The organism is Gemmatimonas groenlandica, assembly GCF_013004105.1.
Lineage (GTDB): Bacteria > Gemmatimonadota > Gemmatimonadetes > Gemmatimonadales > Gemmatimonadaceae > Gemmatimonas > Gemmatimonas groenlandica.
The window spans coordinates 2821026-2845812 of the sequence record NZ_CP053085.1; the positions used below are offsets into that span (position 1 = coordinate 2821026).

16 protein-coding genes are annotated in these 24787 nt (G+C 65.4%); 11 read left to right on the plus strand and 5 right to left on the minus strand.

Annotated elements, in window-relative coordinates; translation table 11 throughout:
• Positions 1-2: 2 nt before the first annotated feature.
• The 3 genes from HKW67_RS11945 to HKW67_RS11955 all read right to left on the minus strand — a co-directional run bounded on the left by HKW67_RS11945 (position 3) and on the right by HKW67_RS11955 (position 10717).
• Positions 3-3791: a PAS domain S-box protein gene (locus HKW67_RS11945; protein WP_171225599.1), complete on the minus strand. Its 3789-nt coding sequence runs from the start codon at positions 3789-3791 to the stop codon at positions 3-5.
• Between the two features lie 63 nt (positions 3792-3854).
• The gene (locus HKW67_RS11950; protein ID WP_171225600.1) at positions 3855-8477 is read right to left on the minus strand and encodes a translocation/assembly module TamB domain-containing protein; all 4623 of its coding nucleotides are present in this window, start codon (positions 8475-8477) and stop codon (positions 3855-3857) included.
• Entirely contained in the window at positions 8477-10717 is a 2241-nt protein-coding gene (locus HKW67_RS11955; RefSeq protein WP_171225601.1) for a BamA/OMP85 family outer membrane protein, read from the minus strand. The genes HKW67_RS11950 and HKW67_RS11955 overlap by 1 nt, the downstream gene beginning before the upstream one ends.
• Before the next feature lie 49 nt (positions 10718-10766).
• On the opposite strand from HKW67_RS11955, the gene HKW67_RS11960 reads away from it, so the two are divergent.
• Entirely contained in the window at positions 10767-12389 is a 1623-nt protein-coding gene (locus HKW67_RS11960; protein ID WP_171225602.1) for an ABC transporter substrate-binding protein, read from the plus strand.
• Between the two features lie 128 nt (positions 12390-12517).
• Positions 12518-12922, plus strand: a complete 405-nt coding sequence (locus HKW67_RS11965) for a four helix bundle protein (RefSeq protein ID WP_171225603.1) — start codon at positions 12518-12520, stop codon at positions 12920-12922.
• A gap of 84 nt (positions 12923-13006) precedes the next feature.
• Here HKW67_RS11965 and HKW67_RS11970 read toward each other — a convergent pair whose 3' ends face one another.
• The gene (locus HKW67_RS11970) at positions 13007-14068 is read right to left on the minus strand and encodes a GGDEF domain-containing protein (protein ID WP_171225604.1); all 1062 of its coding nucleotides are present in this window, start codon (positions 14066-14068) and stop codon (positions 13007-13009) included.
• 152 nt (positions 14069-14220) lie between these two features.
• On the opposite strand from HKW67_RS11970, the gene HKW67_RS11975 reads away from it, so the two are divergent.
• Entirely contained in the window at positions 14221-15138 is a 918-nt protein-coding gene (locus HKW67_RS11975) for an ABC transporter permease (protein ID WP_171225605.1), read from the plus strand.
• Positions 15139-15331: 193 nt separating this feature from the next.
• On the opposite strand, the gene HKW67_RS11980 is transcribed toward HKW67_RS11975, so the two are convergent.
• Positions 15332-16366: an NAD(P)/FAD-dependent oxidoreductase gene (locus HKW67_RS11980; protein ID WP_171225606.1), complete on the minus strand. Its 1035-nt coding sequence runs from the start codon at positions 16364-16366 to the stop codon at positions 15332-15334.
• A 118-nt stretch (positions 16367-16484) separates the two neighbouring features.
• Here HKW67_RS11980 and HKW67_RS11985 point away from each other — a divergent pair, with 118 nt between their 5' ends.
• From HKW67_RS11985 to HKW67_RS12020, 8 genes are all read left to right on the plus strand, one after another.
• On the plus strand, positions 16485-17030 hold the full coding sequence (locus tag HKW67_RS11985; RefSeq protein WP_171225607.1) for a cob(I)yrinic acid a,c-diamide adenosyltransferase: 546 nt from the start codon (positions 16485-16487) through the stop codon (positions 17028-17030).
• Positions 17030-18136 (plus strand): 3-dehydroquinate synthase, encoded by a 1107-nt coding sequence (aroB, locus tag HKW67_RS11990; RefSeq protein ID WP_171225608.1) that lies wholly within the window; start codon positions 17030-17032, stop codon positions 18134-18136. Before HKW67_RS11985 ends, aroB begins: the two co-directional genes overlap by 1 nt.
• 370 nt (positions 18137-18506) lie before the next feature.
• On the plus strand, positions 18507-19415 hold the full coding sequence (locus HKW67_RS11995) for a sigma-70 family RNA polymerase sigma factor (protein ID WP_171225609.1): 909 nt from the start codon (positions 18507-18509) through the stop codon (positions 19413-19415).
• Positions 19416-19535: 120 nt separating this feature from the next.
• Positions 19536-19919: a response regulator gene (locus HKW67_RS12000; RefSeq protein WP_171225610.1), complete on the plus strand. Its 384-nt coding sequence runs from the start codon at positions 19536-19538 to the stop codon at positions 19917-19919.
• Between the two features lie 42 nt (positions 19920-19961).
• Entirely contained in the window at positions 19962-21377 is a 1416-nt protein-coding gene (locus HKW67_RS12005) for an FAD-linked oxidase C-terminal domain-containing protein (protein WP_171225611.1), read from the plus strand.
• Positions 21378-21575: 198 nt separating this feature from the next.
• Positions 21576-22703 carry an FAD-binding oxidoreductase gene (locus HKW67_RS12010; RefSeq protein WP_171225612.1) on the plus strand — a complete coding sequence of 376 codons (1128 nt, stop codon included), beginning with the start codon at positions 21576-21578 and terminating at the stop codon, positions 22701-22703.
• 5 nt (positions 22704-22708) lie between these two features.
• Entirely contained in the window at positions 22709-24022 is a 1314-nt protein-coding gene (locus HKW67_RS12015; protein ID WP_171225613.1) for a (Fe-S)-binding protein, read from the plus strand.
• Entirely contained in the window at positions 24019-24663 is a 645-nt protein-coding gene (locus HKW67_RS12020; protein ID WP_171225614.1) for an HAD family hydrolase, read from the plus strand. Before HKW67_RS12015 ends, HKW67_RS12020 begins: the two co-directional genes overlap by 4 nt.
• Positions 24664-24787: the final 124 nt, after the last annotated feature.

A 24787-nucleotide genomic window follows, 5' to 3' on the forward strand; every position in this document is an offset into this window, starting at 1 on the left:
AGCTAACGCGACTCCTGGATCAATTGGGCCACGCGAGTCTCGAGCTCGAGCAGCGTGAACGGCTTGGCCAGCACCGGTCGACCCGTCATGCGGATAAAGCGGGATGCGGTCGCGCTGTGTAAGTCGCCCGTCATGAACACGACGCGGCGCGCCTGCTCGATATCCCGCGATTCGATCAGTTCGTAGACCTGTTCTCCCGTGAGCCCCTTCATGCGGAGATCCAGCAGAATCAGATCGTAGGAACGGTCGGCCAGCAGATCGAGCGCCTCGGCGCCACCCTCGGCCACGTCGACCATGTAGCCCGTGTTCCGCAGGAATCGGCTGATCGCGCTCCGCAGCGTGACCTCGTCTTCGATCAACAACAGCGAGCGCGTCGCCGACGGTTCCAGCGCAGCCGTCGTTGAACCGTCGGTCGTCGCCGGCGACGCCACCGCTGCCACGACCGGGAACGACAGCGTGAACGCCGCGCCTTCGCCAGCGCGCGACTGCGCCTCGAGCGAGCCGCCGTGATCGCGTACGATGGCATGCGAAATCGTGAGGCCGAGGCCGCGATTGCCTTTCTCGCTGCGCGTCGTGAACATCGGCTCGAAAATGCGCGAGAGATGGTGCGACGTGATGCCCGGGCCGGTATCACTCACCTGCACTTCCACGCCCTTTGCGCCTGCGCGCGTGAGCACGCGGATGCGACGCTCACCATCGTGACCACTGAGCGCCTCTTCCGCGTTCACGAGCAGATTCGACACGACCTGCTGCAACTGGATCGTATCGCCCAGAATCTCCGGCAGGTCCTGCGCGGCGCTGAACTCGACGACGATACCATGCTCGCGCAGTCCATAGCCATGCAGATCGATGGCGCGGCGGATGAGCGCGTTCACGTCCACGAGCTTGCGCTCGCCAGCGGTCTGCGGCGCTTCGCCGGTTGTGTCGAGCAGCTGCGACACAATCCGCGAGGCACGGCGCGCCTCTTCGCAAATCTGTTCGATCGCCCGACGATCCCGAGGGAGCATCGTGGCTGATGTCGCTTGCAACTCGGCCACCGCCAGCAAGCTCGCCAGCGGGTTGTTCAGTTCGTTCGCCACGCGACTGAGCGACTGCCCCACCGCGGCCATCCGCGCTTGCTGCGCATTCGTCTCGCGCGCGATCTCATCGTTCGTGACGTCGCGGATGATGCCGAGCGCGCCAACAACTTCTCCGTTCTCGTGAATCGGGGCAGTGGTGATCAATCCCAACCGCGGACCGTTCACGCTCATGAAGCGCATCTGCAAACGCCGGCGCTGGCCGGCCAGCGTCTCTGCCACCATTGCCAGCGCGGTCGGCCGGTCGGCCGGGTGCACCATCGCGGCGAAGTGCTGCCCGATCACCTCTTCGCGCTGCACGCCGGCTTCGTTCAGGAAGCCCGCGTTCACCGAGGTGAAGAGGCCGTTCACGTCGCAGGTGCAAATCGCATCGGTTGCCGCTTCCACGAGTCGCATGTTCAGCGACTCGGAGCGCTCGCGAGCGCGCGACTCGGCGCGTCGATCGGTGATGTCGTGCAGACAGGCCACCGTGCCCGTGACCTGCCCCAGTTCGAACAACGGCGCCGAGCTGACGCGCACCCATCGACGCTCGCCATCAGCCCGCAGCACTTCGCACTCGTATTGCTGACCCTCGCCGTTTCGTGCCAGCTGCTCAAACTGCTGCACGCTCTCGATCCACTCGGGCGGCGTGAGGTTCGAAACCGCCTCACTCTCGAGATTCGGCCGGCGGAAGAGCATGTGAGACGCCGGATTCGCGAAGGTGATACGACCGTCGAGATCGGTGATCACGATCGCGTCCGATACGGTCTCGAGCACCTTGCGATGCCGCTCGGCCAGCCGGTGTGAATCCGTCACGTCATCGAACGTGATGACACAGCCACCATCAGGGTGCGGCGCCGCGAGCAGCGAGAACAGGCGTCCGGTGGCGTCATCGCGCACGAGTTCGCGTGTGGGCACGCCTTCCGCGAGGGCATTGGAGATGAACCGATCGACTGCGTTCGCATCGAGCGTGTCGCTGCTGCCCACCAGCGCATCGCGGAAGCGGCGGCCCAGTAGTGCCGGAATCGTCGTGCCGCACAGCTCCGCCGCCCGTGAGTTGCAGCGGCTCACCGTGAGCGATTCCTCGAGCACCACAATACCACTCGCCGTGCTGTCGAACGCCACCTTCCACTCGCGCGTCGCCTTCTCGACTTCCTCGAACAGGCGCGCATTCACGATGGCAACCGCCACCTGATCGGCGAGACGCTGCAGTACCTTGCCGTCTTCCTGATCGAACGGGCGCTCGCGATTCATGACCGCGATCGACCCGATCGTGCCACGGCCGGTGATGAGCGGGGCAATCACCATGCGCTGAATGGGCGCGAGGTGCTGCACCATTCGATGAAGCGCGGTTTCGGTGCTCCCTTCGTTCTGGACGATCAGCTCGTTCGACACTACCGAGCGTCCGATCACACTGCCCGTGAGCGGCAGATGTACGCCGCTGAGCACATCGGCACTACCGATCGATGCGACGATGTGCAGATACTCGCCGGTCCGTAGCGCGACGCAGGCGCCTTCGACGCCGAGCAACGAGACGGTATGACGGAGGATCAGCCGCAGGACCTCGCCCAGCCGCAGCGACTCGCCGACGGCGCGCGCCACATCGGCGAGCGCCTCGGTGGTGCGACGTTCGCGTTCGCTCTCGGCATAGCGACGCGCGTTGGCGATCGCCGTAGCCGCCTGCGAGGCCATCGTGGCCAGCACTTCCTCGTCTTCCGCGGTGTAGACGTCGGCATGCGTGGAGTGCACGGCCAGAACGCCGAGCAAGCGAATGCCCACGCGCACCGGCACCGCGAGCACCGACGTGGCCGCACCCGATTCCCCGACCACGTCGTACATCGACAGCGGCGGGATCAGGCCGGCGCGCTCACGGGCCCGGTCGGCGTCGCGATCACCCACGCGCACCGGACGTCCCGTGCGCGCCACTTCCGCCACGATCCCTTCGCCCAGACGCACCGGGCCGCGGGCACGTTCGACACCGCGCACGATGCGCAGGCCAGTCGTCAGGATGTCGGCGTCGAGATCGGGGATCAGCACGGCCACGCCATCGGTGCGCACAGCGAGCTGCACCTGACGCGTGAGTTCGCGCATGATCTCGTGCTCGTCGAGAGAGCGTGTGAGCGAGGCGCCCGCTTCCTGCAGTCGGAGCAATCGCTCGTGCCGCTGTTCGGCGAGAGCACGCAGCGCGTCGTAGGCGACGCGGGCGGCCAGATGACGCGTAATCGCACTGATGTCACGTCGGCGGACTTCGCTGGGGCGACGGCCATCGCGTGGTCCCGCCAGCTTCACAATGCCGAGCAGCTCACCATCGGAGCCGCGCAGCAGCGCGACAATCAGATCGGTGGGCAACCAGGTGTGGCCGTCTCCTGCCGGATGCGCCTCGGCGCCGAAGAATTCGCGGGATACCCACGGATCGCTGCCGTCCAGCAGGTGGAGATCACCAACGCGAAATCGCTCCAGGTGCGACAGGCGACGACGCCACACAGCGCCCGGCAGGGGCTTGAGGGCGAGTCCGGTCAGCGATGCCGTTTCCGGCAGTCCAGCCCGCATGACCGAGATCGGATTGAGCGACGCATCGCGCAACGAGATCACCACCCGGTCGAACCCCATGCCTTGCAGCAGCTCCGCCGTGACGTTCACACGCGCGGCCGTCGACTCGGCGCGATCGATCGCGTCGAGCGACTCCGTCAGCGACAGCGCCGACAGACTGGAGGGGGGAGGCAGGGTTGGTGACATCTGACGCGTAAAGACGAGCGGGCAAAGGCGGTCGAAACAAGATACTGCCCCGTTTGCCAGAACTCAGAAGGTCCAGCTTCTGAAAAAGTCGATGCCGATCTGCGGCGGCGTCTGCTGGAAGGTGCGGCTTATCCCTAGTCGTCCACAGGCCTGGGCGCTGGAACCCGGCTCGAGACCGAGCGCGACGCTGAGGCCACCGTCGAAGCGCCGCTCCACCTTCACCCCGAGCCCCTGGGCAAACAGCGACAAGGCGTCGCCGCCACCCGAGGTCTGGCTGGACAGTCCGCACAGCCCCGTACTGAAGGTGAAGTATGTATTTCGGGCGATTTGACCGCCCACGCCAACCCGGGTCGAGGCGAGGATGCCCAGGCCATTCTCGCGGAGATTGGCGGCATCGCCAGGATTGAGCGCGGTCGGCTCGACCTGAACCACGTCGAACCGACCACCAGCCAACCGGCTCGACAGGTAGCTGCCCGCCAGGCGCAAGGCGAGGGTGGCGCCCTGTTCGGCGTACGGCGTGCCCAACAACGCGTACGCTGGCTCTCCGGTCACGAGGTAGCTCAACATGTCGCTCTCAGGGAGCGGCGGGTTGTCGGCACTGGACAACGCCAGCGAGGGACGGTCGATCGTGCCCGCGATGTTCACGCGAATACGAACGTCCTGCCGGTTCGAGTTCGGTCGCGTCTCGCGGATCGTATGCAGCGCGGTGATGTCGAGCGCGGGCTCGAGATCCGGGTCACCGAAGAAGCGCACGAGTCCGCGTTCGACTTCGAAGCCGGGTCGGGCGATGCCGAGGTTCAGCTGGTAGGTGCCGCGATCCACCGTCAGCGAGTCGGCCAGCGCGAGCCGCGGCACCTGACCGTCGCGCGAGAGCGCACGCGTCACGCGCAGCCCGCCGCCCAGTTTGAGATTCGCTTCCGGTGAGCGCAGCCAGACATCGTCGCCGATACTCACGCGCACGTTGTCGAGCTGCAGATTCTGCATGATCGCGCGCGGTGCCGAAGGCAGCAGGCCATTTACGCCGAAGCGGGTGGTGTCGATGATGTCGAGATTGTCGGTGAGATCGAGGGCCCGACGCTGCGCGAGCGCGCGAATGTAGACGCGTCCGCGATCGATCCGTACCGCGCCCTGCACGCGCGGGGCATCGCGCGATCCGGTCAGTGTGATCGGTGTGGTCGTCGTCATTACGATCGACGCGGTGCGCGGCTTGTCGATCGCCTGAAATTCGTTGGCGGCCAGCCGCAGATTGAACGTCGGGTTCGCGATCTCGCGAATTCCGATCGAGCCACTGATCCCGATCGAGTCCTGCGGCGTGCCACTCGTGGCACCAATCCGGCGAATCAGGATGCTGTCGCCGAACAACCCGATGTCGGCGCGTGCCTTGTCGAGTCGGATCCCCAGATTGTCGAGCGACAGCGAGGCACTGTCGAGCCGCACTTCACCACGCAGACGCGGACGATCCCATGTGCCGGTGAGCGCGACGTCGGTGAAGAGCGATCCGCGGGCACGCGTGACATCGGGGAACACCGACTCCAGCAGGGTGAGATCGGTTTGCTGGGTGACGATGCGACCGGTGAGCGGCTCGTTGATCTGACGCGTGCGGTTGCCGAACAGCGCCAGATCGAGGGGCAACGAGGCGGAGGCCTGCAGTGCCGGCTTTCCACTCAGTCGCAGCGCGCCTTCGACGTTGAGGCGCAGCGAATCGTAGTGGGCCGTGGCGAAGAGATCGCCGAAGCGCACGCGACCGGCGACGGCATCACGCAAGTCGACCGTGCCATCGATACGCGGCTGTTCACGCGTACCACTCAAGGCGATCGTGGCCGACGCCGTCCCGCGAGAGAGCCCTGAGGTGCGCAGCAGACGACCGATATCGGCGAGCGCGACGCGATCCGCATCCACCCGGCCGCTCACGACACCGCCCGCCGCCAGTCCTCCGCGAATCGCGATGCGGCCGGTATCGGTGTGCTGCAGCACCAGTGAGTCGAGCGAGCCGATCGTGCCGTTCGCGCCGGGCATGAAGCGCAGCATCGCCGGCGCCACCAGCGCGAAGCCACGCGGACGCACCGACGCGCTGTCCACGCGCAGCGTGAGGGTGTCGACGGTCACGACACTGGAGTCGCCGTTCCGCGCCACGCCACCGGCGATGGCGACGCGCGATTCCGACGACGTGCGCATCTGCACCCCGAAGCGTTCGGCCAATCCGCCGCGGAGGGTGGATTGCCCCGCCGCCGAGGCGATGTCGATGCCGGCAAAGTTCGCGGAATCCAGCGTGGCGGAGAGGGACCCGTTCGCTCCGCGCAACACATCACGTACGGCAAGGTCGACTGATGCGCGCTGTGTGCGCGAGGTGGCCACGACCACATCGCGGGCATCGCCGCGCAGGCGGAGATCCAGTCCGCGCGAATCGGTCGTATCGATCGAGCCGGAAAGCTGTCCGGACAGTTCGATCGAACCGCGCAGCGTGTCGCCGGCCAGCACGAGGGCACGCTTGGTGGAGTCGGTGGGTGACAGCCATGGCCGCAGTCCACCGAGCGAGTCGACGACCATCGAAATCGAGAGCGAATCGCGCCGGGCCTTGGTGATCCCGAGGCCGCCCTGCGCGGTGAGTCGCACGGCCGAACTCTCGATCGCGAGTGTGTCGGCGCGGACATGCCCGGAGTCGAAGTGCACCACCGCCATGCCACCAAACAGCCGCGCATCGGCCACGCGCGAGAACTGGTCCACCGTCGCGCGCAACGACCCACGCAGCGTTTCGATGGTGGATGCGCTCATGTCGACGGTACCGAGCATGGAGAGTGACGTGATCGGAAACCGGCTGTCGCCGAGCAGATTCTGCAGATTACCGCCGCGCAGACGCCACTGCCCGGTGGCACCCATCTCGGGCTCGAGCGCGTCGGCGCTGCCGGTGAACGACAGTTCGCCGCCTTCACCAGCGAGCGTCGTCTGCACCTCGAACTTCTCGGCCATGCCCGCCGCCTTGATGCGACCCACCGCCGATCCACGCAGTGGCAGCGACGGATACGAGCGCGACATCGTGGTGTACGACAGCGGCACGGCCTGCATGTCGATATCGAACTTCACGCCTTCGGTGAGCAGCGTGAAATGGCCGTCGCCCGTGAAGCGTGACGGCTGACCCGGGCCGTCCACATGTTCGATGTCGGCCTTGGAGAAGAAGGCGTCATACCAGAGGGAATCGAGGCGCATGGTACCGCGCGCGAAGCCATTCAGCTCGGGGAAGAGCGGATTCACGAAGCGCGGCGTGCGCATGTCGAGCTGCTGCAATTCGAGATCGACGCCCTTCAGAATCGCTTCGGCGGGCGTGAAGATGTCCACGATGCCTCGCACGCGGGCGCGCGAGACTGCACCGGGCACGTGCGCGTCGGCGAAGCTGAGCTGCGCGTCGTCGAGCTGCCAGTTGGTGACGGGCCCGCCGCGCGCCCGCACCCGGCCCGTGACGTTGCCCTGCCAGTCGTACGGGAACGGCTCGCCGTTGAACCAGCGCAACAGCGCCGTGTTGGCCGGCAACAGTTCGAGATCGACATCGTTTATCTTGAGCACCGGACCGCCCACGGCGAACGTCATGTTGCCTTTCAGCCGCGATTTCAGCGCGCGGGCATCCATGTCGCGAAGACCGTACTCGAGGATCGCGAGATTCTTCGGGTCATTCTTGATCGTGATGAAGGTGCTGCCACCGCCACTCCACGGCAGCGTCTCGTCGATCCACGACATGTCGGCCATCGCCACGCTGTCGCCCTTGAGCTTCACGTCGTAGCGCACCGGCAGGCCACTGCCCCACACCACTTTGGCGCTACCATGGGCGCCGGAGTTGGCCAGGTTGAAACTCACGTCGTCCATCCAGAGGGAATCGGCGACTTTGCGCACGGTGCTCTTCATGTTGCGGAACCAGAACGGCGGATAGATCCACACGACGTCCATCTTCTGCATGTCCAGCTTCAGGCCCGCCGAATCAGGATCGGCGATGCGCGAGCGGCCCAGCGCAAGACCGCCACGCACGAAGCGATACACCCGCACGAAACGGTTGCCGTCGCGGCGCACTTCGCCGTCGAGTCGCGTGAGATTGAAGGTGAGCGCGCTGTCGCGCTTGGCACCTTTGAGCGTGTCGGACAACACCCATGGCAATCGCGCCGTGAACGTGCCTTCGCGAATCGTGGTCGTGTCGATCACGATGTACTCGCCGAAACGGCTCCGCTTATTCGACGCCAATACGCCCTTTCGCCGCAACGCCCGCTTCCAATTCCAGTCGTCGTTGCCGTAGTCGATCATCGTGATCGACGGGCGCGTGATCTCGAGCGACTTGATCACGATGCGCCGATCGAGCAGGTCGCGCGGATCGTAGCTGGCGCGTATGGGACCGCTGCTCAGGAACGGCGTGCCGTCGGCACTACGGATATCGATCGAGTCGATCGTGATATCGGTGAACAGCGTGCCGCTCACCCTGCCCACGTACAGCTTGCCCGGAATGATGGCCGATATCGTGGGCACCACGACGCGCATGATGGCCGCACGACCACGATCGGTCTGCGTGAGTACCGCCACGCCACCTACAACCAGCGCGACGATCGTGAGCAAGACCGCCGCTGTCGCCAGTACCACGGTCCGTCGCCGGATACGGCTCTTACCGCGGGTCGGAGTCTGCCCGACCTCCTCGACATCGCCGTCGCGCATCAAAACGCCTGCCCGATCCAGATACTCGGATTGAGGCGCCGCAGGAACCCGTCGCCCCGCGTGGGGCGGAAGCTGTTGGGGCAGCCGCCCGCCTCCTGCTCCGGCGGCGCGCCGTTCGTGCCGGAAGCACTCACCGACAGCCCGTTGCCGGGGCTCACGCAGTACAGCGGCGCCACACCCGCTTGCAGCGGCGCGTTGTAGTACGCCGCACCCGCCGGCAGGCGATAGCCGTTGTAACCCAGATCCACGCGAATCGCGCCGAATGGCGACGCGATGCGAATGCCCATGCCCGGCGTGATCTTCACCGACGGCCCTTCATCGCTCAGCGACGCGGCCCGAGAGGTCGTGCCACGATTCCACAGCTTGCCGGCGTCGGCGAATACGGCAATCTGCAGCAGCCTCGGCGCGATCGGGCTCGGGAACTGCGCTTCGAGATTGCCGACGATGAGCGTATTGCCACCGGTCGGCACCACGCGCTCGGTGACCGAGTTGGAGTCGGCGCGGTAAAAGATTTGTCCGTTGATGGTGTCCGTGTCGTAGCGGCTCACGATGTACACCGCCGGCCCGAGTTCATTCTGCCGGAAGCCACGGACCGTGGTCGGACCGCCCGCGTACAACCGCTCCTGCGGCGGAATGAATCCGCCCGTTCGCGGGGTCGTACCACCACCGTACACCACGCCGCCGCGCAAATGCGTCACCAGCGTGGCGCCACCGCGCAACTTGCGATACCACGACACATCACCGGTGCCGCGATTGAACTGCTGAGAACGATCGGAGCCGATCAGCGTACTCGCATGACGCACGTTCAACCGAACCGTACTGCCCCCGGTGGGGCGCAACAAGTCGTTCGCGCGTTCGCGCACGATCGAGTACTCCAGTGCGGCCAAACGATTGTTGCGCTGCAGAAACGTGCGCGATTCGTTGTCGCAGGCATTGAACACCGCGCAGAAGAACGCGGGCTCCGCCTCGGTTCGACCCAGCTCCACCTGGTAGCTCAGCGTGCTCGGCACGCGGGCAATCGGGAACGGGTCGGTCACCGACAGCGCCCCACCGATCGGCGTGCGACGCAGGAACGCCTTGTACTCGGAGAGCGTGGAGCTGAACAGCGTGAGCGACGGCACGCGGGCTTGATTGGCGCGCACCGGCTGTCGCACGGTCATCGACGTGTAGTAGTTCAACGTGCGGCTGTACGGATCGCTGCGCGCCTGTCCCTGACACAGATTCGGCGCGCCATCGAGCGGATCACCGATGCCGATCTTGCTCACGCGTCCGGTCAGTTCGAGACGCTGGGCGAAAGGCAGGAAGTCACGATCGGTGAGCGAGCCCTGCATGCGGAAGCAATCGAGGGTGGCCCAGCCCAGTCCACCGCGCGCCGCCCAACGATCGCCCTCCACCAGGCGCACTACGAGGTTGACGATCGAGTCGCCCGTCGGTTGGATGCTGTCGGGCTGCAGATCGACCCGCTGAAAGGCGTCGGTCTGATAGAGATTGCGCTGTGCATCGATGATCGCGCGCGCCGAATACCAATCACCCGTCTTGAGCGCCATCGCGCGACGGACCGTGGCATCGGAGACGCGCCGATTGTCGTCGCCGGCATCTACCTCGAGCGCGATACGACCGAGCTTGGCTCGCACACCCGGCACCACCGAGACTTCGACATCAGCCGTGCGCAACACGGTGTTCGTGGTATACGCCACCAACGCCTCAGCCTGCGGCCAGCCCTTATTGCGCAGTCGTCGTACGAGCGTGTCCCGACCCGCTTCCAGCGCCCCGCGATCGAACACGCCACCAACGGCAAGCGGAAAATCTTGAGCCGCGTCGCGCACATCGGGGTTGATCTCCAGCCCCCGCAGCGCGAGCGACGTGATGCGCATCGGCTCGCCTTCGCGAATCGTGAACGTGATCTCGATCACACCAGGCTTTACCGTGGTGACCGTCGTATCCACCTTCACATCGAGAAAGCCGCGCCGGCGATACAGGGTCTCGAGTCGCTGCACATCCCGCGAGATCTCCACGGGGTCGAGGCAGCGCCGCTCGCCGATGACGGGCAAGCCGGCAAAGGACGACGGGGTCGTGGCCACTGTGGCCGCGAGGGCAACCGCCGCATATTCGCGATTTCCGGCGAATCTGAGCGCACGCACTTCACGGTCGCCGCGATCGCAGGAAAGATCCTGGGCGGCGGCCGGACGCGCGACCGAAAGTGTTGCGAGCGCGAAGAGGAGATGGACGAGAGGTCGCACGTTCTATAGCGTTGAAGCTCACGTGGGATCGCCCCTCAGTCAACCGCACATGTCATCGATTCGCCCGTCACGTTCGTTCTGCTCGCGGCTCTCGCGGCGCGCCATGGTCGGCACGATGGTCTGCACCACACTGGCCAGCACGCTGGCCGGCTGCCGCACCGGCGAGGCGACCCCCGACCGTCACGCGCTCATCGACTCACGCGATTGGTATGATCCGCGTTCGCTCGATCCCGCCAAAGCCACCGACGTGCCCAGCGGCCGTGCCGTGGCGTACCTCTTCGACGGCCTCACCAAATTCACCCCCGCCGGTCAGGTGCAGCCATCGATCGCGCGGTCGTGGGACGTCTCGCCAGACGGGCTGCAGTACACCTTCCACCTGCGCACCGACGTCCGCTTTCACGACGGCGCGCCGTTGCTCGCACGCCACGTCGCACAGTCGTTCCGCCGCGTGCTCGACCCAGCCACCAAAGGCGGCACGCTGTGGCCGCTCTACCCGATCAAGGGCGCCCGCGCCTTCGCCGATGGCAAGTCCGATGGCACGGGCACCGCACTCGGCATCGAGACGCCCAACGACACGACGGTCGTGATCACACTCGACGAACCGTTCGCGATCTTCCCGAAGCTGCTCGCCATGCCCGTGGCGTCGATCCTGCCCGACTCCGTCGGCACCGACTTCAGCGAGCACCCGATCGGCACCGGTCCGTGGAAGCTCGTGGAGTGGAAGCACGACGACTACCTCAAGTTCGCCCGCAACGCCACGTACTTCGGCGGTGCCCCATCCATCGACACCTTGATCGCGCGCATCATCCCCGAGCCCTCCACGGCCGTCGCGGAGTTCGAAGCCGGCACGGTCGACATTCTCTATGTGCCGGAAGACCAGACGCGTGACTGGGAAGAGACCGACACCAAGAAGGCTACGCTCGTGAGCGCACCCGCGCTGCGCTTGTGGTACATGGGCGTGAACGTCACCCGCGGCCCGCTGAAAGACGTGCGCGTACGACAGGCGATCGCCCATGCCATCGACGTCCCCACCCTCCTCGCGCAGCTGCTCGCCGGCCGCGGCACCATCGCCGCCGGCGTGATCCCGCCCACGCTCGAAGGCTTCGACAAGGCGCGGCAGCCGTACGCGTACGACACCCTCGCGGCGCGCAAACTGCTCGCCGACGCCGGCTACGCCAAAGGCATCGACCTCGAATTGTGGAGCTCACAAACCGCGCCGATGCCGCGCCTCGCGCAAGCGATTCAGGCCTACCTCGCCACGGTGGGCGTTCGCATCAAGCTCGTGCAACGCGACGCCAGCTCCATGCGCGCCGCCGCCCGCGCCGGACAGACAGACCTGGTCGTGAAAGACTGGTACGCCGATTACCCCGACGCCGAAAACTTCCTCTATCCGCTGCTGCACACCGCGAACCGCGGCGCCGGCGGCAACGTGTCGTTCTTCAGCGACGCTACGTTTGATCGATTGGTCGACGCGTCACGGCGCGAGAGCGACGCGGCCAAGCGCGCGGTGTTGTATGCGGCGGCGGACTCGGTAGGGTACGCGCAAGTCGGCATGGTCCCGCTGTTTTTCTACAACGAGGTGTACGCGGTACAACCTTGGGTGAAAGGGTTTGAAGTACCGGTGATTTTCAATGGGCAACGATGGGAAAAGGTTACGATAGGGAAGGACTAACATCGCTAAGAGTCAACTGCGCTAAAAGTCAGAAGCGCTAAGAGTCAACAGCGCTAAGAATTAAGGGCGAAGCTACGAACGGCGTTGGGATGTGCGTGGTCGCGGGCTTTTGGTGACGGTGGTTGGGCATGGGCGCACTACCGTTCGGCATGCCCAACCACTTCGACCTCCGTGTGTACGACGCGGCGTGCCAACTCAGCACCGTCGTGATCGACTCCCTCGACCATTGCGAGTGCAACCGCGTGCCCGGGTTGCGGGCGCAGCTCATCAGCTCAGTCGGGTCGATCGCCGCGAATACGTCAGAAGGCGCCGGTCGTGGAACGACCGCGCAGTTCCTCAATCAGTTGCGTATCGCCTTGGGTTCTGCCAACGAAACCCGCACGCATCTCATGCGAGCACGCAATGAGGCGAGACTGCCGACCAAGCCGTACTTCCTGTGCGATTCGAAAGCACTCGTGACCGCAAGAATGCTGGCGTCCCTCATCCGCCGAATCGAGGAGGACGAAGCGAGAAAGAAGAACGAGCGCAGTTAGCAGTTCACGCCGTTGATTCTTAGCGCTGTTGATTCTTAGCGCCGTTCACTTTTAGCGCAGTTAATTCTTAGCGCTGTTAGCAGTTCACTCCGCCCCAACGGCTTTCCCTTTCCCGTCCCGTTTCGCCCGGTACAACGCCGCATCTGCTCTGCCGAGCCACGCTTCCGCTCCTTCGCTGCCGTGGTACGCTGCGTATCCCACGCTGGCGCTCAGCGCCGGCGCGTCGGTCGCGAACGGCGCTCGTGTTGCGGCGATTTGTCCAACGACGCGCTCGGCGAGGCGGCCCGCCACGTTGATATCGGTGTTCGACAGCACCACCACGAACTCGTCGCCGCCGATGCGGCAGATCACGTCGGATTCGCGCAGAAACACTTTGGCCAGACTGCCCGCGATCGCTTGCAGCGTGGCATCGCCGGCGGAGTGGCCGAAGCCGTCGTTGATCTGTTTCAGGTGATCGAGGTCGACCAACACCAGTGACACCGGCGCCCTGTTCAGTGTGTGGAGATGAATGGCGCGATGGGCAGCGCGCTCGAAACACTTGCGGTTGCCGAGACCGGTGAGGGGGTCGGTTTCACTTTCGCGTTTGGCTTCCTCGAGCTGCGAACCCAGCTGGTCGATGCGTTCCGCCAGCATCCCGAACGCGACCTGCTGCGTATCGCGGCGTGAGCGCGCGATGTCGGTGATCGCCGAAATGGCCTGCAGCACTTCGTCTTTCACGGCACGAGTCTCGATCCCGTGAATGGCCGTTTGCACGCGCGTGATCTGCACCGACGTGGCCTCGTCAGCCTGCAGATCCGCCTGCGCCACCGTGTGCACGCGCTCCACGCACGCCCACAACGCATCACGCAGATCCGAGAGCGCCGACTCCACGTAGCGCTTTTCGCGGCGACGATGGTCGGTGAGGGCGCGGGCGGCACCACGGTAGTCGCGCTGCGCCGCGCTCAGCGACGGGAGACCGCCGGTCTGCGTGAGCGGAATGCCGAGCACCGTGTGACGACGCCACTTCTCCAGCTCCTCGCCCGTTTCACTCGACGAGACGTCGGGCAGATCGAAGCTTCCCTGGGCGTAGGCCGACAGCACCTGGCCGAACGCGTCGAGCAACGGCGCGATGTCGAAGGCCTCGGCGGAGGACTCTTCGGACGCCACGGGCGGCGGGGCGGCAGTGACAGCGCGTTCTGAAGTGGAGCGGCGAAAGAGCATAAATCTGACGCAAGAAGGAATCGGCCTGTCCCAGTTGGCAGTGCCGGGCATTGGTCTAGAGTATCGGCCAGACTCCCGCGGGGATTAATGTTGCTGACATGCTGTCGCTGCTCGCCCGCCGCCTCCTGCTCTCCTTGCCCACGCTGGCGGGGGTGCTGGTCGTTGTGTTCCTCCTGCTCTATGTCGCCCCCGGGGATCCGGTGCAGGCCATGGTCGGGGAACGCGCCGACCCGGCCACGATTGCACGGCTCCGCGCCGAACTCCGCCTCGACGATCCGCTCCCGGCGCAGTTCTTCCATTATGCGAGCGGCGTCCTTCAGGGCGATCTGGGCCGGTCGTACGTGACCAATCGCCCGATCATCAGCGACATCGCCGAGCGCTTTCCGCGCACGCTACTGCTGGCCACGGCGGCCATGCTGCTGGCCACGATCAGCGGCGTCACCATCGGTGTGCTCGCCGCCGTGCGCCCCAACGGCTGGTTCGACCGACTCGCGCTCGCCACGACGTATCTCGGGATTTCCTTCCCCGTGTACTGGATCGGCCTGCTGCTGATCGTCCTGTTCGCCGTCACCCTCCGCTGGCTACCGGCGTCAGGTTACGGACGGATCGAGTTTCTGATCCTCCCGGCGCTGGCGCTGGGCTCGCGCTCCATCGCCTACCTCGCCCGCGTCACGCGATCATCCATGCTGGAGGTGCTGGGCGCCGACTTCGTGCGCACGGCCCGCGCGAAAGGACTGACCGAATCCGGCGTGATCATCCGCCACGCGCTACGCAATGCGCTCATCCCGGTGATCACCGTGATCGGCCTCGACTTCGGCGCCTACCTCACAGGCAGCATCCTCACCGAAACGATCTTCAGCTGGCCGGGCATCGGCCGCTACGTCGTCATGGCGATCTCACGACGCGACCTGCCGGCCGTACAGGGCGCGGTGCTGTTTCTGTCGGTCGTGTTCGTGCTGGTGAACTTGGTCACGGATCTCGCGTACCAGAAAGCCGATCCGCGGGTGCGGGCGTAGGTCGGGTGAGGGGCCGCGTTGCTGACGGCGCCCTGTGCTTGGATAGCCCGTAGGTTCACGCGAAGAGCGCGGAGGGCCGCGAAGATTCGCGAAGAACAGCAAAGGGGCCTTTCTTCGCGTACCTTCGCGGCCCTTCGCGAGCTTCGCGTGAACCAGCGATCCATCAACGACCCACGAGGCTCGCCAAAAGCACTCAGTCGTCCTTCTGCCCGAACACCGCCAGATTCGACGAGTGCCCCGGCGCGACTTTCTTGTCGGGATAGATCCAGTGCACAGCCTGATTCACCGCGATCGCCGCTTCGGAGAAGCCCGACGCGATCAGTTTGAGCTTACCGGCGTAGGTCGTGATGTCACCGGCCGCGTAGACACCGTCTCGGCCCGTTTCCATCGACGTGGACACCTTGATCTCGTCCTTCTCGATGTCGAGGCCCCACTCCAGTAGCGTGCCGAGGTCGGACACGTAGCCGAGCATCGGGAGCACCGCGTCGCAGGCGATCTCGCGCGTTGCTTTCGTCTTCACGTCCTTCAGTCGCACGCCGGTGATGCGTTCCGAACCGAAGATCGCGTCGATCTCGTGGAACGTGTGCACTGCCACCTTGCCATCGTTCGCGGCGGCGGCCGCCTGCACTTCCGATACCGTGGCCGCGTGCGCGCGGAAGCGGTCGCTGCGATGCACCAGCGTGACCGACTTCGCCTTGTCGCGCAACTGCGCACACCAATCGAACGCCGAGTCACCACCGCCGATGATGAGGACATCGCGATCGCGATACGATTCCGGCGTTGACACCAGCGCGTCGACCCCGCGACCGTACCACTCGGCGGCGAACGCCTGCGGCAGTTTGCGCGGGCTGAAGGCGCCGATGCCGGCGGCGATCACCACCGCGCGCGTCGGGAAACGGTCCGTTTCCGTGACCAGCACGAAGTGCCCGTCCTCTTCCTCGAGGCCGGCCACGCGCTGACCCAGGTGCGACGGGATGCCCGTCTCCTGGTGAAACTGCTTCGCCTGCTCCGTGAGATTCCGGACCAGATCTTTCGCCAGCACCCGCGGGTAGCCCGCCACGTCGAAGATGTATTTCTCCGGGTAGAGGGCCGTGAGCTGGCCGCCAAGCTCGGGGAGCGCATCGACGATCTGCGCCGACGCGCCGCGCATGCCGGCATAGAACAAGGCGAACAGACCCGTGGGGCCGCCGCCGATGATGGTAAGGTCGCGAATGGGATGGGACGTCATTCCGAAAAGCTAACCAAAGTGAGTATGGAGTAGTGAGTCGAAGTTTCGAGTCGGGAGTCCAAACCCACGACGCCAAACTTTTACCCAAAACGCAAGACTCACCGTTTAGTTTTTCGGGATGAAGATCTACACCCGAGCAGGTGACGAGGGCGCGACCGCCCTCTTTGGTGGCGGCAAGGTCGGCAAGGACCATCCCCGCGTCGAAGCGTACGGCGACGTGGACGAACTCAATGCCTCACTCGGTCTGGCGCGATCGATCGATATGATGCCGCGCATCGACGAAGTGCTCGTGCCCGTACAGCGCGATCTCTTCGCCATCGGCGCGCTGTTGGCGACGCCCGATCATGAGAAGATGAAGGAGCAGCTCTCCAAGGCGCGCATCGACGAGCAGCGGATCGAGGAGCTCGAGCGGGCCATCGATGCCTGTGAAGCGGAACTGGAGCCGCTGCGCAGCTTCATCATTCCCGGAGGGACGCCGAAGGCGGCGGCGCTGCATGTGGCGCGCACCGTGTGCCGTCGGGCCGAGCGTCGCGTGGTGCATCTCGCCGCCGATATCGAACTGCCGGCCATGGTGGTGGTGTATCTCAACCGCCTGTCCGATCTCCTGTTCATGCTAGCTCGGGTCGCCAACAAGCGCGCCGGAGCGGGCGAGGTGACTTGGTAGTGGCAGGCGCGCGCCCCAACGCACTCGACCTGCCGCTGCCGTACCCGGTGTATGCCCGGGCCGGCGCGCGGCACGCCATCGGGGAGATCGCGCGCCTCGCCGCCCCATCGCATCGCGTCGCGGTCATCAGCGACACCGTCGTCGGGCGCCTGCACGGCGAATCCATCGCGGCCCAGTTTCCGGCCGACAGCACGCGGCTGTTCACCATTCCTCCCGGTGAGCAGGAGAAGACGCGGGACCGATGGGCCGAACTGACCGACGCCCTGCTCGAGTGGGGGGCCGGGCGCGATACCACGGTCATCGCCGTGGGCGGTGGAGTCATCGGCGACCTCGCCGGATTCGTGGCGTCCACCTTTATGCGCGGGCTCCCCGTCATTCAGGTGCCGACCACGTTGCTCGCCATGGTCGACGCGTCGGTTGGCGGCAAGACCGCGGTCGACACCCCCTTCGGCAAAAACCTCGTCGGCGCTTTTCATAACCCGTCGGCGGTGGTCATCGACCCCGAGGTGCTGGTCACGCTCCCCGCCGACGTGCTGCGCAGCGGACTCGCCGAGATGATCAAGCACGGCGTCATCGCCGACCCGTCCTACTTCGACGCCGTCCTCCGCTTCGCCGGTGCCGTCCGTGACCACGGCGCCCAGGCCCCCGACTTCGCCGCCACGATCACGACACTGATCACGGGCAGTGTCCGCATCAAGGCCGAAGTCGTCGCGGAAGACAGCCGCGAGGGCGGTCTGCGCCAGATCCTGAACTTCGGCCACACGATCGCCCATGCCGTGGAGCGGGTGCTCAACTTCGAGCTCCTCCACGGCGACGCCGTCGCGATGGGCATGGTCGCCGAAGCCCGCATCGCCGAGTCGATCGGCTTGGCCCGAGCCGGCCTCGCCGTCGCCATCGCCGACGCCGTAGAGCGAGCCGGTCTCCCCTCCCGCCTCCCCCCCGGCATCAGTCTGGACGACGTCATCGCCGCCACCCATGGCGACAAGAAGGCGCGCGCAGGATCCGCCCGTTATTCCCTCCCCCGCGGCATCGGCGAAATGGAAACCGCCGACGGCAAATGGGCCGTCGCGGTTAGCGATGAGCAGGTCCGCTCCGCGCTCAGTTAAGCCCATGGCCCATGGCCCATGGCCCACGGCCCAAAGCCTGTTCACGGGGCTACGTTTGAGCTATGGGCTTTGAGCTATGGGCTTTGTGCCATGGGCCGTGGGCCATGAGCCGTGGGCGTTTATGTAGTGGATATCCCACACCCTTACAGCACAGCTCCCTTCCCAACCATGAGACAACCGTCACGTACGTGACATTCAACCCGATCACTGTCGCGATACCGTCCTATAACTGACCCGTAAATGCTGGAATTACGCGCTCTGCAAAGATTTTCATTGACCGCTCAGTATCCCGCCATTATCGTGGCGTTCCCACCCCCTGACTGGGCCGCGTCTGGACCCGGTCGATAAGGCACATGTTCGGCGAGGGCGTATGCAGGCAGCTGCCGCGACCAGGACCACCGAGGCCCGCTCCAAGGGCTTTTTCCGCTCCTCCCCTTCCACCGCCTTCGATCAATACCTTCACGACATACAAAAGCTTCCCCTGATCACGGACGCCGCCGAAGAGCGTAGGCTCGCTCGGCTCGCCCAAAAGGGAGATGAGGCCGCCGCCGAGCGCCTCGTGACTGCGAACCTCCGGTTCGTCATCAGCTACGTGAAGAAGTATCAAGGACACGGCCTCGATCTCTCCGAACTCGTCGCCATCGGCAACGAGGGCCTCCTCAAGGCGGTCCGCAAGTTCGATCCCGATCAGGGCGTCAAGTTCATCTCCTACGCCGTGTGGTGGGTCCGTCAGGCCGTCCTCAAGGCCCTGGCTGAGCAGACGCGAAGCGTCCGTATCCCGCTCAACCAGAACTCCCAGCTCATCCGCATGGCCCGCGGCGAGATGGTGCTCAATCAGGTGCTCAATCGCGAGCCCACTGATGCCGAAATGGCCAAGCTCCTCCAGGAGCCCATCGAGCAGATCCGCAACGCCCGCCAGATCACCAGCACCGAAGTCTCCCTCGACGCCCCCATCGATCGTCAGGATCGCGAGGCGTCCACCCTCGGCGAACGCTTCGCCGGCGAGACCCACACCGACATCGAAGAAGGCACCGACTTCCGCCTCATGCGGGAGTTCATCGATCGCGTGTTCAGGAAGTACCTCACGCCGCGCGAACGCAAAATCCTGTATCTGTATTACGGACTCGATGAAGGGGCCGAAGCCATGACCCTCGAACGCATCGGTGCCCTCATGGGTGTCACGCGCGAGCGGATCCGCCAGATTCGGGAACGGGCATTCGAGAAGCTGCGCGAGTCGCCCGATGGACGTGCCCTCTCTGGATTCTGGGGCGCCGCCTGATCTAGGACGCAGAGCGCGGAATCGTCGGTCCAACAGGTGTAGTAGTAGCTTTTCAGACGGGTGTTCGTATTCCTACGAGCACCCGTCCTGTTTTTTCTCCCGGTTCTCCTGGAGCTGCTGTTGCCTCGCGTACTGATCGTTGACGACGAGCCAGGCATCCGCTTCGCCTTGAAGCGGTGGTTCGAGCGCCAACACTGGACTGTCTCCGAAGCCGGAGATGGCCAGACCGCCATAACTCAATTGCTGGCGAGTGACGATGCGAGCGAAAGCCGCGTTGACCTCGTCATTTGCGATCTGCACCTCCCTCTGGTGTCCGGAGAGGAGCTGTTGCGCACACTCATGGACCGACGTCCCGCCGTCGCCGCTCGCCTGATCCTGTCCACCGGCGATGCCGTCACCGACGCCGCCCCGGGTACCGCACTGGCGATCCACCCGCACGTGTTGCAGAAGCCGTTCGAGCTCTCGACACTGAAATCCCTCGTCGCCACCGTCGTCAGCGCATAAGTCGACGAGTTCGTCAGCCGCGCCGCGCCGCTATCTTTCGGCATGCGCGATGCCCTGCTCGCCACGCTCTCCGCCATCGTCGGCCCTCGCTGGGTGAAATCCCGCGCGCCCGAACTCGTCGCCTATGACGCCGACGGGCTCCCGGGATATCGCGCGCTTCCCAACCTCGCCGTCTTTCCCGGCACGCAGAGCGAAGTCGTGGCCGTCGTGAAGGCATTGGCCGCCGCCGGTGTCTCGTTCGTGCCGCGCGGTGCCGGTACCGGACTCTCCGGCGGTGCACTGGCCAATGATGTCGTGCTGCTCGGCCTCAATCGTCTCACACAGATTCTCCGCGTCGATCCGGTAAATCGCATCGCCGTGGTCGAACCTGGCGTGGTGAACGCAAAACTGTCGCGCGCCGTGGCGCCGTATGGATTACAGTACGCCCCCGATCCGTCGAGTCAGAGCGTGTGCACGATCGGCGGCAACGTGGCCGAGAATGCCGGCGGACCGCACTGTCTCAAGTATGGCGTCACGCTCAATCATGTCGTCGAGTGTCTGGTCGTCCTTCCCGACGGCCGTTTCATTCGCGCGGGCTCGGCCTTCGGCGAGTCCGATGAGTACGACGTGCTCGGCCTGTTCGTCGGCAGTGAAGGCTGCTTCGGCGTCGCGACGGAAATCACGGTGCGACTCGTGCCGCTGCCCGACAGCGTGCACACGATGCTCGCCGACTTCCCAAGCGTCAACGCCGCCGCGCGCGCGGTGTCACGCATCGTCGCCACCGGTATCGTGCCTGCCGCGCTCGAGATGATGGACAACGCCACCATTCGCGCCGTCGAAGCCTCGATCTACGCCGCCGGCTACCCCACCGACGCCGCCGCCGTCCTGCTCTGCGAAGTCGATGGCATCGCCGACGGACTCGACGAAGACGTGGCGATCATTCGCGAGTGCTGCATGGAATCCGGCGCCCGCAACGTGCTGGTGGCCTCCACCGAAGCCGATCGCGTTCGTCTCTGGCAAGGACGCAAGAAAGCCTTCGGCGCCATGGGCCGTATCGCGCCATCGCTTGTCGTGCAGGACGCCGTCGTGCCGCGCACACGATTGCCCGATGTGCTCGAAACGATTCACGAAATCGCCACGCGATACGGCGTGCAGGTGTGCAACGTGTTTCATGCCGGCGACGGCAACCTCCACCCCAACATCCCCTACGACGCCAACGACGCCGACGCCTCCGCGCGCGTCCACGCCGCGATGTCGGAGATCATGCTCGCCTGCATCGCCGCCGGCGGCACCATTACCGGCGAACACGGCGTCGGGCTCGACAAGCTCCCGTACATGGAGAGCCTGTTCACCGCCGAATCACTGTCGGCCATGTGCACCATCCGCGACGTCTTCGATCCCGACCGGCGCGCGAATCCCGGCAAGGTGGTGCCGGTGCACAGTTGCAAAGAATGGCATCGCGGGGGCAACCGTGCGTAATCACACCGGAAGCAATCCCGGGGCCACGGTGATGAACGCGCGTAATCACACCAGAAGCAATTTGGAGGCGAACGTGTATTCGACGAGCGGAAGCGGTGCTTCCGGCGGGCCTCCTCGAAGCGGTGATTCCGCCTGCCCCACACACGTTGGCCCCCAAACAGCTTCCCTCGTGACCTCACACGGTAGCCACCGCGGCTAATGGAGACGTCCGACATCTCCAATGCCATCGCCAGCGCGATCGCCAGCCCCACAGTGGTCCGGGCGGTCGGCTCCGGCACGTGGCTACACGGCGGCCCCGTGGAGAACGATGCCACTGCCACCGTGGTGAAGCCTCGCGGCGGCGTGATCGAGTACACCCCGGGTGATCTCGTGATCAGTGTGCACGCGGGCACGACACTGGAGGAGCTCTCGGCGACGTGCGCCGTCAGCGGCCAGATGCTGGCCATCGCCCCGTATGGCTCACCGCGGTCCACCATCGGCGCCGTAGTCGCGACGGCAACAGCGGCACCGTTGGCGTACGACGACCTCGCCATCCGCGATCTCGTGCTCGGCCTCACCGTCGTCACCGGAACGGGAGATATCGTGCGCGTCGGTGGCAAGGTCGTAAAGAACGTGGCAGGCTTTGACCTCGTGCGCCTCAACACGGGCGCGTTCGGAACGCTCGGTGTGATCACCGAGGTCAACCTGCGGTTGCACGCGAAGCCAAGTATGGATCATGTGGTCACGGGCACGCTGGACGGGTCACCGTGGGATTGGGTACCGCGTCTCATCGCGAACCGTGCCCCGTTGCCGATGTTGGTGCGACTCGCGCCCGATGAACCGGCGCAACTCTTTGCCCGTTGCACCGGCAATGGTGCGCGCGCGTCGGCGTTGCGCGGCATCATGCAGTCGTACGGCGTGCGCAATGCGTTTACGGTCGGGCCCTCCGACACCAGCAGCGCCCATGAGCAGGTGCCGATGATCGCCGCGCTGCGTCATGTGCCGGACCACGCATTGGTGCTACGCATTCGCACCGAGCTGTCCGGTGGGGATGCGATGCTCGAACATGTGCGCAAACTCCTTCCCGACGCCACGCTGCTGTACAATCCGTCGCGTGGATCGGTTCGCGTGGTTACGGACCCCGGACACGAAGATGACGTGCTGGTAGAGCAAATTGAGACGCAGTTCGGTCGCACCCCCGTGCACTATTCGCTGGTGGCGGAACAAGGAGCACCTCCCCGCCACGACACCTCACATGTCCACGCGCCAATCAAGCGCGCCTTCGATCCGCATGGCGTCCTGAATCGCAGACGAGCCACGTTCACGCCTAAACCCTACGTTCGATGAGCGGCGTGACGTCTGGCGCGTCGACTCCGCCTTCGTGTGCGCTACCCGGCACGCCGTTGGCCCTGGCCAGCAAAGGACTCGATGCCTGCGTGCATTGCGGCTTCTGCCTGCAAGCCTGTCCCACGTATGTGAATCTCGAAGACGAGAACGATTCGCCGCGCGGGCGGCTCGTGCTCATGCGTCGCATGCTCGAAGGCGACATCGCGCTCGACGATCCCACGACCGCGCAGCACATCGATCGCTGCCTGGGCTGTCGGGCCTGCGAGACTGCCTGTCCTTCGGGTGTCCCGTACGGCGATTTGCTCGAAGCCACGCGCGCCACCATGGCCCCAGTGCGCGGCGTGCCGTTCGTGGCCCGCGCCGTGCTTGCCGTATTCAAGCATCCGGTGCTGCTCCGCACCGCGTTGCTTGGCGCACGACTGTTCCGCGCCACGCGGTTGCCGCAGCTGCTCGCGCAGATCCTGCCGGCACGGCTCGCGTTCCCCATGGCGATGATTGCGTCCACCACACCGGCCAACTTGCGGTCGAGCGCTGTACGCACGACATCGAGCCGCACGTCCGTCACGCCGCCATCGACACCGGCGGTCACGGCGACCTGCCTCACCGGCTGCGTGATGTCAGGCTTGTTTTCGCATGTGAACGACGCGACCGATCGGGTGCTCACGCACAACGGGTTTCAATTGCAGCACACGCGCGCACAGGGCTGTTGCGGCGCCTTACATGCGCATGCCGGCGATCTCGAGAGTGCACGCGCGCTGGCTCGCATCAACGTGGCCGCCTTCGAGCAGTCGGGCACCGATGTCATCGCCGTCAACTCCGCTGGCTGTGGCGCGATGCTCAAGCAGTACGGGCATCTGCTGCACGACGATCCCGCGTGGGCCGCACGGGCCGAGCGCGTCAGCGCGCGCACACGCGACATCTCGGAGTTGCTGGCCACCGTGGGACCCATCGCCGGCACCGCATCGGTGGCACTGCGCGTGACGCATGATCCGCCCTGTCACCAGATGCACGCCCAGCGCGTGGTGTCGCCCCCACTGACAGTGTTGCGTGCGATTCCTGGACTCGCGCTCATTCCACTCGAAGACGCCGATCAATGTTGCGGATCGGCTGGCATCTATAACCTCGTCGAGCCGGATACCTCCGACGCGGTACTCGCACCGAAGCTGGCACGCATCGCCGAGAGTGGTGCCGACTGGGTGGCCACCGGAAACCCCGGGTGCATGATGCAGATCGGTGCCGGCCTGCTGCGCAGCAAGTCGCGCGCGCGTGTCGTGCATCCCATCGAACTGCTCGACGCGTCGTACGAGCACCGACCATGACTGTCGCCGGTGTCGGTCGGGTCACGATCGTGGCATTCGACGGCATCATCGCAGATACGCTACCACTGCGGGCGAGGGCGCTCGCCGACGCGATGGTGCTCGAGTGCGCGGCAACAGGTGTGGCCATCGACGCCGACGCGTTACGGACCACATTGCTGCCGCTGGTGCCCGGGCGCACGTTCTCCGAGAGCATGGCGTCGGCCCTAGCATCAGTACCGGCGTTGCAGCACGATCGCATTCAGCACGATGTCACATTGCACGACATCATCGCGTTGCGAGCGCAGCACGCGTGGGCAGCCACCGTGGCGCACGGCGTACCACTTCACGACGGGGTCCTTGCCCGATTGCAGGCACTAGTGGCGCGCGGAGTGCGGGTTGTCTTGCGCAGTGATTCTCAGCGCCGAGAGGTGGAACCGTTACTGCGCCTGGCCGGTCTTGAAGACAGCATGCTGTTTCTGCGCTGCGCCGATGATGTGCCGCGACTGACCGGTGCTCCGTCGTTGCAGGCCAGCTATGAAGCGATCGCCGTCCGCCTCGAGCGATTGCGGGTTCCGCGGGGACTTTGTGACGCAGTCGAGGCCTCCGGCGGAACGGCCGCGCTTGCTCTGGGGTTTTCAGCAGCGAGCCGCACGGTACTCTGATAGCGACTGACGTGCGGCATGATGTACCCCGGCGCGTACAGCACGTCACGAAGTTTCAAAGGAGGCCGTGCGTATGTTGCCACAAGCGGTTGGTCCCCGATACCTTCTGTTAGCTGATCTATAA

What these genes read in the sequence shown, in the direction of transcription:
- HKW67_RS11965 (WP_171225603.1), top strand. Translation starts at nt 12,518, where the DNA reads ATGGGCGCACTACCGTTCGGCATGCCCAACCACTTCGACCTCCGTGTG.
- HKW67_RS11945 (WP_171225599.1), bottom strand. Translation starts at nt 3,791, where the DNA reads ATGTCACCAACCCTGCCTCCCCCCTCCAGTCTGTCGGCGCTGTCGCTG.
- HKW67_RS11975 (WP_171225605.1), top strand. Translation starts at nt 14,221, where the DNA reads ATGCTGTCGCTGCTCGCCCGCCGCCTCCTGCTCTCCTTGCCCACGCTG.
- HKW67_RS12005 (WP_171225611.1), top strand. Translation starts at nt 19,962, where the DNA reads ATGCGCGATGCCCTGCTCGCCACGCTCTCCGCCATCGTCGGCCCTCGC.
- HKW67_RS11980 (WP_171225606.1), bottom strand. Translation starts at nt 16,366, where the DNA reads ATGACGTCCCATCCCATTCGCGACCTTACCATCATCGGCGGCGGCCCC.
- HKW67_RS11995 (WP_171225609.1), top strand. Translation starts at nt 18,507, where the DNA reads ATGCAGGCAGCTGCCGCGACCAGGACCACCGAGGCCCGCTCCAAGGGC.
- HKW67_RS12010 (WP_171225612.1), top strand. Translation starts at nt 21,576, where the DNA reads ATGGAGACGTCCGACATCTCCAATGCCATCGCCAGCGCGATCGCCAGC.
- HKW67_RS11960 (WP_171225602.1), top strand. Translation starts at nt 10,767, where the DNA reads ATGTCATCGATTCGCCCGTCACGTTCGTTCTGCTCGCGGCTCTCGCGG.
- HKW67_RS12020 (WP_171225614.1), top strand. Translation starts at nt 24,019, where the DNA reads ATGACTGTCGCCGGTGTCGGTCGGGTCACGATCGTGGCATTCGACGGC.
- HKW67_RS11950 (WP_171225600.1), bottom strand. Translation starts at nt 8,477, where the DNA reads ATGCGCGACGGCGATGTCGAGGAGGTCGGGCAGACTCCGACCCGCGGT.
- HKW67_RS11985 (WP_171225607.1), top strand. Translation starts at nt 16,485, where the DNA reads ATGAAGATCTACACCCGAGCAGGTGACGAGGGCGCGACCGCCCTCTTT.